Raw genomic sequence first — 16280 nt, 5'->3', positions numbered from 1 at the left:
TTAAGTGTGTGGTGGAACTAAAATGATTGTGCTAATCATTGTTGTGAAGAATATGTTCAATACTCAGGGCGACAGATAAAAGGCTTTGATCATTACCACTGTAGCTTGAGAGTAAAATTCCTGTAGGGCGCCCATTTGAGTCGGTTCCATTCGGAAGTGAGATACTTGGCATATCTAAATAACTGCCGGGCATGGTTAATCTAAGCGTGTTGAGATTTGTTTGGATAAATAAGACTTCATCTGCTTCTAAAGGTGCAAGTTCAGGTGCAGTATGTGCAGTAGTTGGTGTCAGTAAAAATCCTTCAGCCAGTTCTGTTTTTAAGCTTGCTTTTAAATGCTGTGCCATTTGATAAAGATGGATTTGGCTAGAAGCCAAGGTATCTTTTGCCGAAAGCAGGCGTTTTCTTACCCGCTGATCCATGAGTTCTGCTTGATCACTGTGTAATAAGGCTTCATGTAAGGTATATGCCTCAGCAGCACCTAGCCATTGACCTGAGTCAATCAGGGTTTGTGCTTGATTAAATGCACCTATGCGTTTATGCACCACACGGATTTCTGCTTGTTGAAGTATTTCAATCGTTTGCAAGAAATTATGCTTCACACAATCCTGAACGCTTGGGTGGTTAAGCATGTCTAAATCGACATAGATTTGCATGTTTTTTGATTGTGGTTGAGGGGGGATATTTGACTGAATTTGTCCAAGCATAAGCTGATCTAAAACAATACAGTCACGAACACTACGACTGATTGGACCTACGCTATCTAAGCTTGCGGCAAGAGGAAAAACGCCTTTTTTACTATAACGTGAACTGCTACTTCGATAACCCACTAAGCCATTAAAGGATGCAGGAATCCGAATTGAACCTGCGGTATCCGTACCCATAGAAATAGGGACAATTTTTTGTCCTACAGATGTTGCTGCGCCAGATGATGATCCCCCAGGAATACATCGTGGATCAACCACATTCTTAGGTGTGCCAAAGTGTGGGTTTAAACCTAACCCAGAGTAAGCAAATTCAGTCAAATTGGTTTTTCCCAGATTGACCATACCCATACGAGTCAGTTGCATGACGCCATCTGCATCATGCTGAGCGGTGGCATGATGCACTCGAGTTTTTGAACCTGCTGTGGTCACAGTTCCTTGCACATCAAAAAGGTCTTTCCACGCAATGGGAACACCATCAAATAGAGATAACGGTGCATGGGCTTTCCAACGTTCAGTCGAAGCGTGTGCTTCTCGATAAGCACGTTCTATGCTTAAGGAAATAAAAGTGCTGTCATTTACCTGTTGTATAACATCAAACGCTCTTTCCAACTCTTGAATTGGATCGGTGATTCCTTGTGCATATTGCTGTGATAAGGAAATTGCGTCATCCATGCCATTCTCCTAATAATTGTATATTTTAATAATATATACATTTTTTAATTTATTTAATCTTAAGTTAAAAAATCAAAAGAGTAAATAATGTACGATTAAAAAATAAATTATTTTTTATTTCTTTATAATTTTTTTATCATTATCAATATTTTATTAAGAATAGTGTAAAATGTATTTTTAAAAAAAAAGATCATTAAGTGGTGATTTCACTTAACTTTTCACTCGATTTAGTGCTATTTCGAATAGGATGACTGAGGTGAATGACGTAGATTTTTTTAAATGAGCTGGTTAACTGCTTTGAAATTTTGAAGATTTTATTGTTGGCTTTCTGATTTGTTATTGTGATAAAGATAAATTTTTCTCATCAGTTTTAAAATAAGACAAACCACTTGCTCACAACACTGTCATTGCGTAAGGTAAATCATCAAAAAAATAATCTAAGGTATTGGGGATGTTGGTTTTAGAAGAAGTTTATAAAAGTAAAAAAGCGGAAAATTCTGAGCAATTCAATTTACGTATACATCGTGGCTTGAGCTGGCTCAAAAAAGCTGTGATTTTAGAAAGCGATCTTGATTTGAAATTCATCAGTTTATGGATTGCTTTAAGTGCAATCACACCACAATTGGTTAAAATCAAAGACGGTGAGCAAGATTTTAGTCAATTTTTCAGCGGTATAGTGCGATTTGATCGAGAGCAAAAAATTCAGCATATTTTATGGGATAGATGTCATGATGCAATTGCTCGACTGATTGAAAGTCCTTATACATTTCAAAATTTTTGGGATGATCAAAATCAAAAAATAAATCAGAAAACATGGAAACAAGCATTTATTGCAGAAAAAAAGCGTGCAACGGAAGCACGACAGGCTCAGGATTCGATCACATTATTAGAGATTGTTTTTCAACGTTTATTGACTTTACAACATCAAATTATTTTGGGTGGAGCAACCTCTAACAGTTCGATGAATCGCAAATTGCTACAAGACAGTTGTAATATCTTGATTGCTGTAATCCCTGCAAGTATGCATATTATTTTGGAAAATCCTCAAAATTTTGATTTGGATACGCCATTTTATCCATTATTACAAGTGTCATGAATTGAAAGAAAACAAGCCCTCTAACACATGAGGGATTGTTGCATAGATCTTTTTAATCAGATTGGATTTTATCGATATAAAGATGATCTAAAAGAGAAAACAGCGTTGCTCTAAATACTAAACTTAGTCTTCTAACCAAGCAGGTTATTGTCCAGCCTCCGTGATGCTCAGCATATTTGTTAAAACAAACAAATTTAGTCTTGTTTGAATAGATTGAAGTTTATTTCAATCAAATCAGAAGGCATTCTGCAAATGGTCGGTTAAGCTCCGAAGTATTTGAGCAAAAATATTTTAAGATTTTAGAGCGAAATCCTGTCTACAATACTGATTAGTATTCGTTTTAATTTATGAGACTCAATAGTGGCTGAGTTTATCCGCAAGATTAGCTATACGGTTCAGGCGGCAAGACTGTGCATCTAACATTTGTCCCTGTCCTTCGGTTTTAGGATCCCAATTACAATACTTGTTGGTGTTTTCCCACCATGCTGCGATCTCATCCATCTGTTGGTCTTTTTTCATACTGTCTGGACGACTGATGATTTTGGCAAAGGCCTGTTCAACGCGGTTTTTATGTTGAGCATATTCTTGGTCCATACAGCTTTGCATTTCAAATGTTACAGCACCACTTTGCTTGATACATTGAGCATAACTGCTGCTTAATTTGGCATGAATATAAGAATCATCTGGAAGATGATGAGACATTTCATCATCGGCAAAAGCAGCAAAAGGAAGAAGAGAGATAAACAATAATGTAGTACTTTTAAATTTTTTCATATGTTTAACCTTTAGTTTTATCTTGATCTCGATGTTCGTTCTTAAGTATTTCTATGCTTTGATTTGCATTATTGCAATAAAATCAGATAGCGTTGCAATTGTGCAGTGCGGGCTGCTGTACGTTGTATCTCATTAAGTTCAATTTGCAAGTTGTCTGGCTGTGATTGACCATACAACGTTGTTTCCAGTTCAGCATCACTTTGACGTGATTGTAGCCAAATACGTTGTGATGCAACCAGTTTCGTTTTCTGGGTAGCATTCAAATGCGATTGTAATTTTTTATAGGTACTATTCAATTGCTTATCTTGACGTTCCTCCTCATCTTTTAGACAAGCTGCCTGTTCAATAATGCCTTGGGCACTGTTGTCACAGTTTATAAAAGCTTGGCTTAATAATAAGTTTTCATTTCCTATTGGTGCAGCAAAGACCAAGCTTGAAAAAGTACATAAAAAACTGATCGGTAAGCATGCTAATCGTATTTTTTTCATAAGGGATAAACTCTTAGTTGATCTATGAGGATGAATGTTGGTTATTGTGCGAGTTGAAAAAACTTACTTGAATGTCGTCAATCACGCTTTAACAAAGACAGGACAGGGTTATCATTTTGACCAAAGTGTATCAACTTTAAATTTGAATAATCATGAATATTTGGATGTTTTTTCCCAAAAATATTGATTGTCCTGTACAAATTTCTTTAAAGTTCTGAGATTTATCTTCCGTATAATTACTGCTCCTCAACTGTTTATTCATATAGCTTCAAGATAGTAACCCGCATATCCATTTAAATTGTGTGCATCGCATTTTTTGGAATTTTATCGCAGACTATTAATGTGAATATATTATGATCGATTTTTTCACACAATAGTTGCAGTGAATATTATTCAAATAGAATGATTTCAGTGTCCGTATTTTTATTAAAATAATAAGTCTCTTAAAAAATCAAAATCCCCCAAATTTTGAAGGATTTTGATTTTAGAATGCTTTAAATGGTCTGTGCTCTATTGAGATATAGACGATCTAAAAGAGAAAACAGTGCTGCTCCAAATACTAAACTTAGCCCAACCATGCAGGTCATTGTCCAGCCTCCGTGATGCCAAGCATATACGCCCAATGCTGAACCACATGCACCCCCAGTGAAATAGGCAGTCATGTAGATAGAATTGATTCGAGATTTTGCATCTGGGCGTAGGCGGAAAATGATGTTTTGATTGCTGGTGTGTACCACAGCCAATCCAAAACTAATAAGACCATAGCCGAGAATGTATGCAGTTAAGTTTGTTCCCCCTAGATAGAGTAGTCCCCAACTTAAAATCATGACTGCGATTCCAACCCAAGTCAGAATTGTGGTATGTCCCCGATCGGCGATTTTTCCAATCTTTGCAGTTGCTAAAGCACCAAATACACCAATCAATGTGGCTACACCCACCAATACATCTGGCAGTTTAAAGGGTTCTGAGGTGAGTAGAACGGCAATCGTAGAAAATAAAATACTCATGGCTGCGAAAACAAAACCACCAATAATGGCGCGGTAAATTAAACGTCGTTCTTCTTTAAGTAGTAAAGCCATCGAATGAAAAATTCGAGCATAGCTCATTTTTAAAATAGGCACATGGGGTAGGCGAGTTTTCAGTAAATAAGCCAAAATGAGCATCAATACCGCACTAACAAAATAAATCAGTTTCCAGTTAAATAAGTTTGACAACAAGCCTGCAAGACTGGTTGAAAGCAATAACCCCACCAAGAGACCACTCATGAGGAAACCAACTACTTCACCCGTTTTTTCAGGTTTTACTGCCATGGTCGCAAGCGGGATGAGAACTTGCGCAGCAACAGAAAATAAACCTGTAATGATGGTACCTGCCCAAAGCATAGGAAGATTGATGGCAAAAGCGCACATCAATAAACCAATGGCAGCACAAAACATCAGCCACGGAATAAATTTAATTTTATTGACAATATCACCCAGAGGCACAATGAATAACAGCCCAAGCGCATAGGATACTTGGGCAAAAGTCACAGTAAGCGCAACTTGCGATTCAGGCATATTAAAGTATTGTTGAATCGAGTGGATTAAAGGTTGGCTATAGTAGTTTGCTCCCGCACATAAACCACAGGCAATCGCCATTAGCCAAAGTAATGCTTTATTTTGGCTAATATCGAGTTGAGCATTCATAAAAATTTCCTAGTTCTCGAAGTTACATACAATAAGCGGTTGCTTCAATTTCAATGAGCATCCCTTGTAAGGCAAGACACGGGACAGGAATTAATGTGCAAGCTGGAAAGTTTTGATTTTTCCAAAGCTGTTGCATTTCCTGAATTAAAAACTGATGTTTTTTAGGGCTATGATCGACCACGAGTATTCTTAAAACAGCAATATCCATTAATGATGCATCTACTGCATGTAAAGCGTGTTGCAGATTGATAAAAGCTTGATGAACTTGTTGCGCAAAATCTTTGGATAATTGTCCTTGTTGGTTTTCACCACCTTGTCCAGATATGTGCAAAATACGTAAATAATGACGCACTTCAGCCACATGACTATACGCAAATGCTGTGGGATTATAAAGAGTATTTGGGTTGGTCATCTGAAATGATTTGATTTGTGGAAGATCTGATTTCGAATTCATATTGTCAACATTCTATCAATGGGAAACTTTTGCTAGTATCAAAGCTCAAGTTAACTGTAGGTCAAGCAAAAATTGAAATTAAATCATTGCGGGAAACAAAAACAGCCAGAGCAAACAAATTCAAAACAGATTGATCAACAGAATCTGATTCAAATGCTTGATGAAGAGCAAAATCAGCTTGCGGAAAAGCACTTGGGACAATGGTTGACCATCGGCGAGCTTGCTCAACGGAGTGGGGTAAGCGTACCTGCGATTCGCTTTTATGAAGATAAAGATTTGATTTGGAGTACGCGTACGCAAGGGAATCAAAGACGCTATCAGCGTGCAATGTTAAGACGTGTTGCGATTGTTAAAATTGCACAACAAGTCGGCATCAGTTTGCAACAAGTCAAGGATGCCTTCGCGATACTGCCTTGTCAGAAAGTTGCCAGTAAGTCCGATTGGCAGGAAATGTCTCAAGCATGGCAAACCCAATTGGATCAGAAAATTATGGATTTGCTGAAATTACGTCAACAGTTGGATAAATGTATTGGTTGTGGTTGCTTATCCTTGCAACAATGCCCCTTACGAAATCCAAATGATGAATTGGGACAAACTTCAGCAGGGGCTCATTTTCAGGAAGTGATCAGCAACTTAATCAATATACAGTTTTCTCAAGATTGAATATGATGATCAGTGTTGAGTTCGGTTATTTAAACCGCTTGATTCAATCGGTTTTATGTAGCCTCACCCAATGATTAACTGAGTACCTGTAATTTTTCCTTTCTGACCAATCCAAAAAGGGCGGTTGACTGCACCATGACCAAACCAATCACATTGGTAAAGTGGAATGTTGAGCGCTTCTAAGTGTTCTGTGACAATCTCTGCAATCGTTTGAGGTACGTTTTTCTGTGGACACTGATAAAAATCACCTAACACCACTGCTTTGAGGTTTGATGTATGAATACTTTGTAGAAGTTGAGTGAAAGCGCGTTCAATTCGATAATATGGTTCACCAACATCTTCAATCAGTAAGACACTCGGTCGATCAAGCGCTAGACCATGGGGTGTTCCTTGTAAGCTACAAAGTACTGTCAGATTACCCCCTAATATATGTAAGTTCTCAAGCACTTGATTTTGATTAAACCTATTTATAGCAGATAATGCATACAGGTTTTGTTTGTGAGAGTCCGCAGTTAATAGACTAACGGTTTTTAATGCATCATAAGATAATGGTGAATTATCTAAGTTCTTAACCGCAATTTCTTGAAATACGGGGGCGTGTAAAGCTTGACCACCATGCATGGCAATATAATTTAATAATACGGTTGTGTCTGAATAACCAATAATTGGCTTATTTAAAATCCATTCACCTAAAAAGGGCAATAACATCGCAGCGCCTGTACCACCACGACCACACCAAACAGCATCTACGGTGGGATCTAAACAAGCTTGTTTTAAATCTTCTACACGTTGTTCGATCGTACCAGCCAAATAACGGTATTGTGCAAAAACATGTTGTCCTAAACTGACTTGATGACCTAAGCGTTCTAACTGAGTTTGAGCCAATTTGATATTTTCAATATCTACGCACGCACTTGGCGATACAATTTTAAAATGCATATTTCTTCCAAACTTTTACAAAACTTAGTGTGCAAGTTTCTTTTTAGATAAGGTGATCATCATGACACCGATGATATTCAACAAGCAACCAAACCATTGTATCGCATTCATATGTTCACCCAGCAAAGCAACTGCCAAAATAATGGTGAGAATGGGACCAATCGAACCAATCATTGCAGCTTGTGCTGCTCCCAAGCGAGAAATACTCTGAGCCACCAAAATCGTAGGTAATACTGTGACCAATAATCCCAGTGCAATACCATACCAAATGACGGTCATCGGCAGTTGATTGAGGAGTTGTATGGGGTGGGGTGTCGCAATAGCAAAATGCGTTAAAGTACCAAAACAAGCAATACTCAAAGCCAAACCTGTATAATTCCATGAGCCAAACTTTTGAATCAAACGTGGTGTCATCAATAAATAGGTGGCAAAGGACACGGCACTGGCAAAGACTAGACTTACGCCTAGCCAGAAGTTTGCTTCATGTGGCACAGTACTTTGCTCTTGGAGCATCACAATAACGGTTCCGCCATAGCTTAATGCAATTGCAATGATGGTTCTAAGATTTAACTTCTGTTTATAAATAAAGCTTGTGGCGATTACAGTCAGTGTAGGGTAGAGAAATAAAATAATTCGTTCAAGTGAAGCACTGATGTACATTAAGCCAGCAAAATCTAACCAACTTGAAAAATAATACCCCATCAAACCAGCAGCGACCAATAAACCCCAATCCCTAGGTATGATGTTTTTGTTATGGTGGCGATTGAACCAACATAACAGAAGAAAGAAGGGTAATGCACTTGCCATTCGTAAAGCCATAAGGACTGTACTATCGACTAATGGCGATAAAGCATAGGCTTGTTTAATAAAAATAGCTTTAGTACTAAACAAGAAAGCTGCACCCAGTGCGAAAATTGAACCAAGCTGTGTGCTAGAGATAGAAAATTTCATGAATTTGACTGCATTAACGATGTCGTCATTCGACATGTATATTTGAACAAGCAGTATAAATGTTGTTTTTCATCAGGTGAAATGCAAAAAAGCAATGAATTTGCATAATAAAAGGAATACTACACAAGGAAATAATGCTTTATGCAATTTTTTACTCGGCAATGAGCCCGTGTTAGAATAAAAAATTGATCAAAATCAACGCAGAATAATTTGTTTTTGTCGGTTTGAGATTGTTGTGTTGTTTTTTGCACAAAAGTGGTGCAATTTATAAGCAACTCAACTGAATGGTGTTCGGTACTATTAATTGACAAAATGGCAAATTGAAAAAGAGTAAAAATTTTTGTAATTGGTTTTGACTTGGATTTAGGTTAATGAGGTTATTTATTCCAAGTACTTTTTTTTATTAATGAAATTAAAAAATGGAATGAAAAATAACTTACATTTTTGACTAAAAAAATGTCATAAAAAGCCAATTGAAGCAGGATGAAAACAGTTATAAATTGTCAGAAATGCCAATACTGTGAATGATATTTAGGTTAAATCTATTGTTTTATAGCGTATTTAAGCCACAATGGATACGCTAGATAAAGATAAAAAAATGCCATAAATGCCAATCGATTGAAGCAAGTTTTGATGAAAAACAGTAAAGATATGATGAAAAAAAGATCAATTAGTCAAACTGGAGTCAAAGGATGTTAGAAAATGCAGGATGTGCATTACAGGAAAAATACAATAAATTGAATAGTAGGTATATCTTACAATTATATTTATGAATCATCAGTTCAAAATATGGGTATTTATTAAATAAATATTGGGTGGTATTTTAAAAAAGTTCAATTAGAATCCAAAAATTCATAACAAACGCATCTGGGGGAAGCATCGTTTATTGACGATGTTGACTTAAAGAAAAATTAGCTTGAGGAACGCTCATGCAGATTGGAATCCCAAAAGAAACTGTCATCGGTGAAAACCGTGTAGCTGCAACGCCAGAGACAGTAAAAAAGTTGATTAGTGCTGGTCATAGCATTGTCATTGAACGTGGAGCTGGTAAGAAAGCTGCGTATATTGACAGTGCTTATGAACAAGTCGGCGCTAAGATCACGGATGATGCCTATACTGGTAGTCAAATGATTCTGAAAGTTCGTTCACCGCAAGGAGACGAAATTCAAAAACTTGCTGCGGGTACAACCGTCGTGGCGATGTTTGACCCGTATCGCAATACTGAACTTGACCAATTTGCGTCACAACAAGTGTCTGCATTTGCGTTAGAGCTTTTGCCTCGTACACTTTCACGCGCGCAAAATATGGATGTATTGTCCTCTCAAGCCAACCTTGCAGGTTATAAGTCAGTGCTTCTTGCTGCTGCGGAATATCAACGAATGTTCCCGATGCTGATGACTGCTGCGGGTACAGTTAAACCAGCACGTGTCGTCATTATGGGCGTTGGGGTTGCAGGTCTTCAAGCAATTGCAACAGCAAAACGCTTAGGTGCTGTGGTTGAAGCTACAGATCTACGACCAACTGCTCGTGACCAAGTTGAATCATTAGGCGGAAAGTGGTTAGACGTTCCAATGTCTGATGAAGAAAAGCAAAAAGCTGCCGATGCTGCTAAAAATGGTTATGGCTGGATGCCTGGTGAGCAGTACATTCAAGATCAAGCTGTCATCGTAGATAAAGCAGTGTCAAATGCAGACATCGTGATTACAACTGCGTTGTTGCCAGGTCGTGATGCTCCACGCTTAATTAAGGCTGAGACCGTTGCCAAAATGAAACCAGGTTCAATCATTTTGGACATGGCAGTAGAAACTGGCGGAAACGTTGAAGGTTCCAAGAATGGTGAAAATGTTGTCACAGACAATGGCGTGACTATTTTGGGTATTCCAAATATTCCATCTACAGTTTCGACTGAAGCTTCAGCACTATACGCACGTAATGTATTTAATTTCGTTGAAACTTTATTTGATCAAGAGAAAAACTTTGCGATCAATCAAGAAGATGAGATTCAAAAAGCACTTCTAGTAACTCATGGCGGTCAAGTACTGCTGAAGCGTGGTTAAGGAGAGTCATCATGGTTGAAACTATTACTATTTTCGTCTTAGCCATCTTTGTTGGTTACTACGTGGTTTGGGGAGTAACACCTGCATTACATACGCCGTTAATGGCGGTAACTAATGCATTGTCCTCAATTATCGTTGTTGGTGCGATGATACAAACTGTTGGAATTCCAGGTGTTGTTGAAGCAAATGTACAATTTCAGTCCGTGAATGTTGTCAGTGTACTTGGTGCAATTGCAGTGTTCTTGGCAAGTATTAACATTTTTGGTGGTTTCGCAGTGACTGCACGTATGCTTGAAATGTTTAAGCCAAAGCAAAAGAAAAAAGAGGGCTAATCTATGGAGTTTATTCGAGAGTATGCGGATTGGTTCTACCTTGTTGGTGCGGTCCTTTTTATTTTGACGTTGCGTGGTCTTTCAGGTCCTAAAACTGCGATTGCTGGTAACCGTTACGGTATGATCGCGATGGCGATTGCTGTGATCACCACATTCTTTGTTGCAGATCATCCAGTCGTTTGGATGATTGGTGGTGCAATGGTGCTTGGTGCAATTGTGGGTATTGCACGTGCACGTACTGTTCCAATGACACAAATGCCTGAAACTGTAGCATTGATGCATTCACTTGTTGGTTTGGCTGCGGTATTGATTGCGATTGCTGCGATTTTACATAACAACCAACTGACTGCTTTATTTGCGCAAAACGAATCTGCTTTAACTGCTGCTGGTGTACAGCATGCACATATGAGCAAAGTTCATTTGTTTGAATTGTTCGTGGGTTGTTTTGTTGGTGCGATTACCTTTACAGCATCTGTATTTGCTTATGGTAAGTTGGCTGCCAAGAAATGGGCAAAAACCATTTCTGGTGCTTGGGTTAAACCTGTTCAAGCGATTGTTTTTCTTGCGATGCTGGCTTGTGGTGTGTACTTCTTTACCACTGGCAATATGCAGGCTTTCTGGGCGATGACAGCACTTGCACTAGTCTTTGGCTGGGTGTGGATTGCTCCAGTCGGTGGCGGTGATATGCCAGTTGTGGTTTCGCTACTGAACTCATTTTCTGGTTGGGCTGCGGCAGGTATTGGTTTTACGCTTGAAAACAACATGCTGATTGTTGCAGGTTCACTGGTGGGTTCTTCAGGTGCGATTCTGTCTTACATCATGTGTAAAGCAATGAACCGTTCAATCATCAATGTCTTGTTTGGTGGTGCAATGGGTGGGGCAGCTGTTGCTTCTACGGACAAAGGTGAACAAGTTCAGCGTAACTACCGTTCAGGTTCTGCGGATGATGCTGGCTTCTTGATGTCGAATGCGGATAGTGTTGTGATCGTACCAGGTTATGGTATGGCGCAAGGTCGTGCACAAAATGCCGTTAAAGAGCTTTGCGAAATTTTGAAAGAACAAGGTGTAACAGTTCGCTTTGCGATCCATCCAGTTGCAGGTCGTATGCCGGGTCATATGAATGTATTGTTGGCTGAGGCTGACGTTGCATATGAAGACATCTTGGAAATGGATGAGATTAACTCGGACTTCCCTGCAACAGACGTGGTGTTGGTTATTGGTGCAAATGACGTTGTTAACCCAGCAGCTAAAGATGATCCAAGCTCACCGATTTATGGTATGCCGATTCTTGAAGCACATAAAGCTCGTACCATTATGGTGATCAAGCGCTCTATGGCAACAGGTTATGCGGGTCTAGACAACGATTTGTTCTACAATGACAAAACCATGATGATCTTTGGTGATGCCAAGAAAGTTGTTGAAGAGATGACCAAAGCAATTAATGGTGGTGGGCACTAAACTGCTATCGGATTAAATCCACCCCGACCCTCCTTTGATTAAGGAGGGAACCTAACCGCCTTCGGGCGGTTTTTTATTATTCACGGTTTGATGTTATGATTTTAATCAAAATTGACTGAATAAAAATGATGAAGCAAGTAATTAAAACGATCTGTCAAAGTGTGGGTATTAGTCTTGTACTTTCCTTATCTATAGCACAAGCACAAGTTTTTGAAATTAAGAATGGTTCAAAACACTATGATGCCATTATTGATATGGCATGTGAGAAGAATGAATGTGGTGACAAGGCTGAAGTAAAGTTATTTAAAAAGGGCAGTAAAGCAGTATTTCAAGCATTTCACTCTGATGAATTGACCATGTATTTAGATGAAAATTTTATGCCCAGTGTTAATGTTATAGAGCTTTATGGTGAACAAAGTCCTTTGATTTTTGACGATTTTAACTTTGATGGAACACAAGACCTTGCAATAAGGAATGGTCATTATGGTCCTTATGGTGGTCCTGTGTATGATATTTATGTGTTTAATCAAAGCAAGCAAAAATTTGTTTTAAGTCAGGAGCTGTCTGTGCTCACTCAAGAAAATTTAGGCATGTTTCAGCTAGATAAAAAGCGCAAACGGATCATTGCTCTTAATAAAAGTGGCTGTTGTTATCATATTCGTTCTGAGTACCAAGTTGTGCCTAAAAAGGGGCTATTACTGGTTCGAGAATTTATTGAAGATGAACTCACCTCAAGTGGAAATCAAGTCAAAGTAACAGACCGTCATTTAATCAATGGAAAATGGAAAGAAAAAGTAAAATATTATCCAAGTGAAAAATATTATGCTCAGTAGTTATAATTTACATGGTATCGCTATTCTGTACTCAACCACCTAATTATTTATACATCTGATTTGCATCAAGTCATTAATTATAAATAAAACCTATGCATTTTATGAGCCTTTAGAATTCTGGGTGTTTAATTCGTTTTTGTGCTTGTGAATTCTAGATGCTTATCCAATTGTGAAGTAGAACAATGTCTTAGCAATCATAACACGACCATTTTCTTTGCGTTGTGAGGTAAATTTTAAGCATAAAAAAGCCCATCCAAAGATGAGCTTTTCCAATTAAAACTGAAGCTTAGTGAGGAATGTGTTCTTCATCTTCAAATTCAGGTTTAACTTGAACAATAAAGTCTTGACGGTTAAGACCACGCCACAAAGCAAATGCAGTACCGATATAGATTGACGAATAAGTACCTACAAATACGCCAATAAACATCGCCACAGAGAACCAGTGTAAACCATCACCACCCAAGAACATCATTGCAAGTACAACCAGTAATAGGGTCATTGAGGTATGAATGGTACGTTTTAAGGTCTCAGTCAATGCAATATTGACGATCTCTAATGGGGTTGCACCACGAATCTTACGGAAGTTTTCACGAATACGATCTGATACGACGATGTTATCGTTTAGTGAGAAACCAATTAATGCAAGAATCGCTGCCAAGACTGTAAGGTCGAATGGCCACTGCATCATTGCAAAAATACCAATCGTTACGATTACATCGTGCAGTAATGAAAGGACTGCACCCACTGCAAGTTTAAACTCGAAGCGAATGGTCACGTAGATCAGCATAAGCAACATTGCAAGTGCAACAGCGCCGGCAGAACGTAAATACAGTTCATTACCTACCTGACCACCGACAGAATCCACTTTATGAACAACAGCAGCATTATTCGGTAATTGAACAGCTTTAGTAATGGTATTGCTTAAGTCTTCAACTTTCAGATCTTGCGCAGGCATACGAACAATAAGGTCTTTATTTGAACCTAATGTTTGTACAACAGCATCTTTAAAGCCAGCTTGGTCTAGATTGGCAATTACATCAGCAGGTTTTGCTGCGTGTTGATAATTCAACTCAGCAGAAACACCACCTGTAAAATCTAATCCTAGATTTAAGCCTTTGGTTGCGATAAAGAAGATACTGGCGATGGTCAAAATGATCGAGATGATTGCCGCTGGTTTGGCAATCTTCATGAAATTAATTATATGCTCATCATCAGGGCGACCATATTTCTTTTTCGGTTGAGTCACATCAGTCATCATCGATCTCCTATATGCTCAACTTATTCAAGTTACGTTTACGACCGTACACGAGTTGGACAATTGCACGAGTGACTGTAATTGCAGTAAACATTGAGCAAATAATACCAATCATCAGTGTAACCGCGAAGCCTTTAATCGGACCTGTACCAATCGCGAACAGAATAAATGCAACCAAGAATGTGGTTAAGTTTGAGTCGAGAATGGTGTTATAGGCTCGATCATAACCTGCAATAATCGCTTGTTTGGGCGAGGCGCCCCAGCGCATTTCTTCTCGTATTCGCTCGCAGATCAGTACGTTGGCATCGACCGCCATACCAATCGTGATCACGATTCCCGCGATCCCCGGTAAGGTCAATGAAGCGCCAATCCAAGACATGACTGTCAGAAGCATTGCCAAGTTAATCACTAGCGCAATATCTGCGATTAAACCAAATAGGCGGAAGAATACGATCATCCAAAGCGCAACAAGGATGAAACCAACTTGGGTAGAGAGTACACCTTTGTCGATATTTTCTTGACCTAAGCTCGGACCAACCACACGTTCTTCAACAAAGTACATTGGCGCAGCTAACGCACCTGCACGAAGCATCAAAGCAAGTTCAGACGCTTCTTGAGGTGAGTCTAAGCCTGTAATACGGAAAGATGAACCCAATACAGCTTGAATGTTCGCAGCATTGATCACAACAGATTCTGTATATGGTGTACGGACTTCAGTCATTGCTCCTGTAACAGGATCAGGAACCGAGGTAATTTTTTGTTTATTTTCAATAAACAAAACTGCCATACGTTTACCAACAGCGTTACGTGTTGCATCTGACATCAACTTACCGCCAGCAGTGTCCAAAGTAATATTTACTTCAGCGCCACCAGTATCTTGGCTAAAGCCACTTGATGCATTTTGGACGCGTTCACCCGTTAAAATACGGTTGCGGTTTAATAATAACTCACGACCACTGTCTAACGATTCATAAGCAAAAACCTCAGTACCCGGAGGTAAAGGTTGCCCATTATATTTACCGGTAAAACGGTCAATATATTGATCATTTAAATCTGAAACTAAACGGAACTCTAAGTTTGCAGTGCGACCTAATACACGTTTTGCTTCAGCAGTATCTTGTACACCCGGCAGTTCAACCACGATACGGTTACTACCTTGACTTTGCACCAAGGCTTCAGCCACACCTAATTCGTTGATACGATTTCGTAGTGTGGTTAAGTTTTGGTTTAAAGCATAAGACTGAATGTCTTGCTTGGTCGCATCGTTATAGGTCAACTTAAGCGTAGAGCCAGTATCTGTAGCTAAAGCTTGTTGATTATATTTATTTCCATCGCGACGTAAGAAATCCATCACCGCTGCACGGTCATCATTATTGGCAAACTGAATGGTAATCACATTGTTATTCAATGCAAGACTATTGAAATTAATCTTGTTGTCACGGAATTCACGACGTAAATCAGTTGCTGATGTTTCCATACGCTGTGCAATCGCTTTATCCATATCTACTTCAAGTAGGAAATGAACACCACCACGCAAGTCCAAACCGAGCTTCATTGGTTTAGCACCAATTTTTTGTAACCACTCAGGTGTTGTTGGCGCAAGGTTTAACGCAATCGTATAGTTTTCACCCAAACCTTTGCTTAGTACATCTTTTGCCTTTAATTGGGCTTCTGATGTGCTTAAACGTAAGAGGGCAGCATTGTTGGTGAAAGTATTATCATGGCTGCTAATATTTTCACTTTTTAAAATTTGCTCTGCTTTTTGTATCACTGATTTGTCAATCGTGGTACCAGCCTTGGCACCCGAAATTTGAACAGCAGGTTCATCAGGATATAAACTTGGCAGCGCGTATAATGTACTGATTACTAGTACCACTAGAATCAATAAATATTTCCATGCAGGGTAACGCATTCGCT

15 protein-coding genes and 1 pseudogene are annotated in these 16280 nt (G+C 38.8%); 7 read left to right on the top strand and 9 right to left on the bottom strand.

Features of this window, described 5'->3' with window-relative positions; all coding sequences use genetic code 11:
* Window positions 1–31: 31 nt before the first annotated feature.
* The gene (locus TOL5_RS17875) at window positions 32–1378 is read right to left on the bottom strand and encodes an amidase (RefSeq protein ID WP_151780818.1); all 1347 of its coding nucleotides are present in this window, start codon (window positions 1376–1378) and stop codon (window positions 32–34) included.
* 451 nt (window positions 1379–1829) lie between these two features.
* On the opposite strand from TOL5_RS17875, the gene TOL5_RS17870 reads away from it, so the two are divergent.
* Both TOL5_RS17870 and TOL5_RS22540 read left to right on the top strand, forming a co-directional pair.
* Complete coding sequence (locus TOL5_RS17870; protein WP_121775392.1) at window positions 1830–2474, top strand: HEPN domain-containing protein; 645 nt, start codon at window positions 1830–1832, stop codon at window positions 2472–2474.
* A gap of 182 nt (window positions 2475–2656) precedes the next feature.
* Window positions 2657–2806: pseudogene (locus tag TOL5_RS22540) on the top strand (IS3 family transposase); the annotation flags it as partial.
* Between the two features lie 22 nt (window positions 2807–2828).
* Here TOL5_RS22540 and TOL5_RS17865 read toward each other — a convergent pair.
* From TOL5_RS17865 to TOL5_RS17850, 4 genes are all read right to left on the bottom strand, one after another.
* Window positions 2829–3248 (bottom strand): hypothetical protein, encoded by a 420-nt coding sequence (locus TOL5_RS17865; protein ID WP_121775393.1) that lies wholly within the window; start codon window positions 3246–3248, stop codon window positions 2829–2831.
* Window positions 3249–3316: 68 nt separating this feature from the next.
* Entirely contained in the window at window positions 3317–3736 is a 420-nt protein-coding gene (locus TOL5_RS17860) for a lysozyme inhibitor LprI family protein (RefSeq protein WP_121775394.1), read from the bottom strand.
* 494 nt (window positions 3737–4230) lie between these two features.
* Complete coding sequence (locus TOL5_RS17855) at window positions 4231–5421, bottom strand: MFS transporter (protein WP_042089545.1); 1191 nt, start codon at window positions 5419–5421, stop codon at window positions 4231–4233.
* Between the two features lie 22 nt (window positions 5422–5443).
* A complete protein-coding gene (locus tag TOL5_RS17850) occupies window positions 5444–5875 on the bottom strand; it encodes a RidA family protein (protein WP_004827725.1) in 432 nt (143 codons plus the stop codon).
* A gap of 72 nt (window positions 5876–5947) precedes the next feature.
* Between TOL5_RS17850 and soxR the strand changes: the two genes are divergently transcribed.
* Window positions 5948–6538 (top strand): redox-sensitive transcriptional activator SoxR, encoded by a 591-nt coding sequence (soxR, locus tag TOL5_RS17845; protein WP_324099739.1) that lies wholly within the window; start codon window positions 5948–5950, stop codon window positions 6536–6538.
* Between the two features lie 63 nt (window positions 6539–6601).
* Here soxR and TOL5_RS17840 read toward each other — a convergent pair whose 3' ends face one another.
* Together TOL5_RS17840 and TOL5_RS17835 are read right to left on the bottom strand one after the other, a co-directional pair.
* Complete coding sequence (locus TOL5_RS17840; RefSeq protein WP_121775396.1) at window positions 6602–7477, bottom strand: S66 peptidase family protein; 876 nt, start codon at window positions 7475–7477, stop codon at window positions 6602–6604.
* 24 nt (window positions 7478–7501) lie between these two features.
* Window positions 7502–8428 (bottom strand): DMT family transporter, encoded by a 927-nt coding sequence (locus TOL5_RS17835; protein ID WP_221260559.1) that lies wholly within the window; start codon window positions 8426–8428, stop codon window positions 7502–7504.
* Between the two features lie 929 nt (window positions 8429–9357).
* Here TOL5_RS17835 and TOL5_RS17830 point away from each other — a divergent pair.
* From TOL5_RS17830 to TOL5_RS17815, 4 genes are all read left to right on the top strand, one after another.
* Window positions 9358–10485 carry a Re/Si-specific NAD(P)(+) transhydrogenase subunit alpha gene (locus TOL5_RS17830; protein ID WP_004827733.1) on the top strand — a complete coding sequence of 376 codons (1128 nt, stop codon included), beginning with the start codon at window positions 9358–9360 and terminating at the stop codon, window positions 10483–10485.
* 11 nt (window positions 10486–10496) lie between these two features.
* Window positions 10497–10817, top strand: a complete 321-nt coding sequence (locus TOL5_RS17825; RefSeq protein ID WP_005030974.1) for a proton-translocating transhydrogenase family protein — start codon at window positions 10497–10499, stop codon at window positions 10815–10817.
* A 3-nt stretch (window positions 10818–10820) separates the two neighbouring features.
* A complete protein-coding gene (locus TOL5_RS17820; RefSeq protein ID WP_009585734.1) occupies window positions 10821–12275 on the top strand; it encodes an NAD(P)(+) transhydrogenase (Re/Si-specific) subunit beta in 1455 nt (484 codons plus the stop codon).
* Between the two features lie 125 nt (window positions 12276–12400).
* Window positions 12401–13108 (top strand): XAC2610-related protein, encoded by a 708-nt coding sequence (locus TOL5_RS17815; protein WP_009585693.1) that lies wholly within the window; start codon window positions 12401–12403, stop codon window positions 13106–13108.
* A 286-nt stretch (window positions 13109–13394) separates the two neighbouring features.
* Here the strand turns inward: TOL5_RS17815 and secF are convergent, their stop codons facing one another.
* The gene (secF, locus tag TOL5_RS17810) at window positions 13395–14366 is read right to left on the bottom strand and encodes a protein translocase subunit SecF (protein WP_009585739.1); all 972 of its coding nucleotides are present in this window, start codon (window positions 14364–14366) and stop codon (window positions 13395–13397) included.
* A 7-nt stretch (window positions 14367–14373) separates the two neighbouring features.
* Entirely contained in the window at window positions 14374–16275 is a 1902-nt protein-coding gene (gene secD, locus TOL5_RS17805; RefSeq protein ID WP_004827743.1) for a protein translocase subunit SecD, read from the bottom strand.
* Window positions 16276–16280 lie beyond the last annotated feature (5 nt).

The sequence above is a fragment of the Acinetobacter sp. Tol 5 genome (assembly GCF_019702905.1).
GTDB lineage: Bacteria > Pseudomonadota > Gammaproteobacteria > Pseudomonadales > Moraxellaceae > Acinetobacter > Acinetobacter bereziniae.
Note: the sequence above shows the minus strand (reverse complement) of the source record. Positions and strands in the feature narration are given on the sequence as shown.

Excerpts from the sequence above, each read along its gene's own strand:
- TOL5_RS17815 (WP_009585693.1), top strand. The coding sequence starts at position 12,401 with ATGATGAAGCAAGTAATTAAAACGATCTGTCAAAGTGTGGGTATTAGT.
- TOL5_RS17860 (WP_121775394.1), bottom strand. The coding sequence starts at position 3,736 with ATGAAAAAAATACGATTAGCATGCTTACCGATCAGTTTTTTATGTACT.
- secD (WP_004827743.1), bottom strand. The coding sequence starts at position 16,275 with ATGCGTTACCCTGCATGGAAATATTTATTGATTCTAGTGGTACTAGTA.
- secF (WP_009585739.1), bottom strand. The coding sequence starts at position 14,366 with ATGATGACTGATGTGACTCAACCGAAAAAGAAATATGGTCGCCCTGAT.
- TOL5_RS17875 (WP_151780818.1), bottom strand. The coding sequence starts at position 1,378 with ATGGATGACGCAATTTCCTTATCACAGCAATATGCACAAGGAATCACC.
- TOL5_RS17850 (WP_004827725.1), bottom strand. The coding sequence starts at position 5,875 with ATGAATTCGAAATCAGATCTTCCACAAATCAAATCATTTCAGATGACC.
- TOL5_RS17835 (WP_221260559.1), bottom strand. The coding sequence starts at position 8,428 with ATGAAATTTTCTATCTCTAGCACACAGCTTGGTTCAATTTTCGCACTG.
- TOL5_RS17870 (WP_121775392.1), top strand. The coding sequence starts at position 1,830 with ATGTTGGTTTTAGAAGAAGTTTATAAAAGTAAAAAAGCGGAAAATTCT.
- TOL5_RS17840 (WP_121775396.1), bottom strand. The coding sequence starts at position 7,477 with ATGCATTTTAAAATTGTATCGCCAAGTGCGTGCGTAGATATTGAAAAT.
- TOL5_RS17865 (WP_121775393.1), bottom strand. The coding sequence starts at position 3,248 with ATGAAAAAATTTAAAAGTACTACATTATTGTTTATCTCTCTTCTTCCT.
- TOL5_RS17855 (WP_042089545.1), bottom strand. The coding sequence starts at position 5,421 with ATGAATGCTCAACTCGATATTAGCCAAAATAAAGCATTACTTTGGCTA.
- TOL5_RS17825 (WP_005030974.1), top strand. The coding sequence starts at position 10,497 with ATGGTTGAAACTATTACTATTTTCGTCTTAGCCATCTTTGTTGGTTAC.
- TOL5_RS17830 (WP_004827733.1), top strand. The coding sequence starts at position 9,358 with ATGCAGATTGGAATCCCAAAAGAAACTGTCATCGGTGAAAACCGTGTA.
- TOL5_RS17820 (WP_009585734.1), top strand. The coding sequence starts at position 10,821 with ATGGAGTTTATTCGAGAGTATGCGGATTGGTTCTACCTTGTTGGTGCG.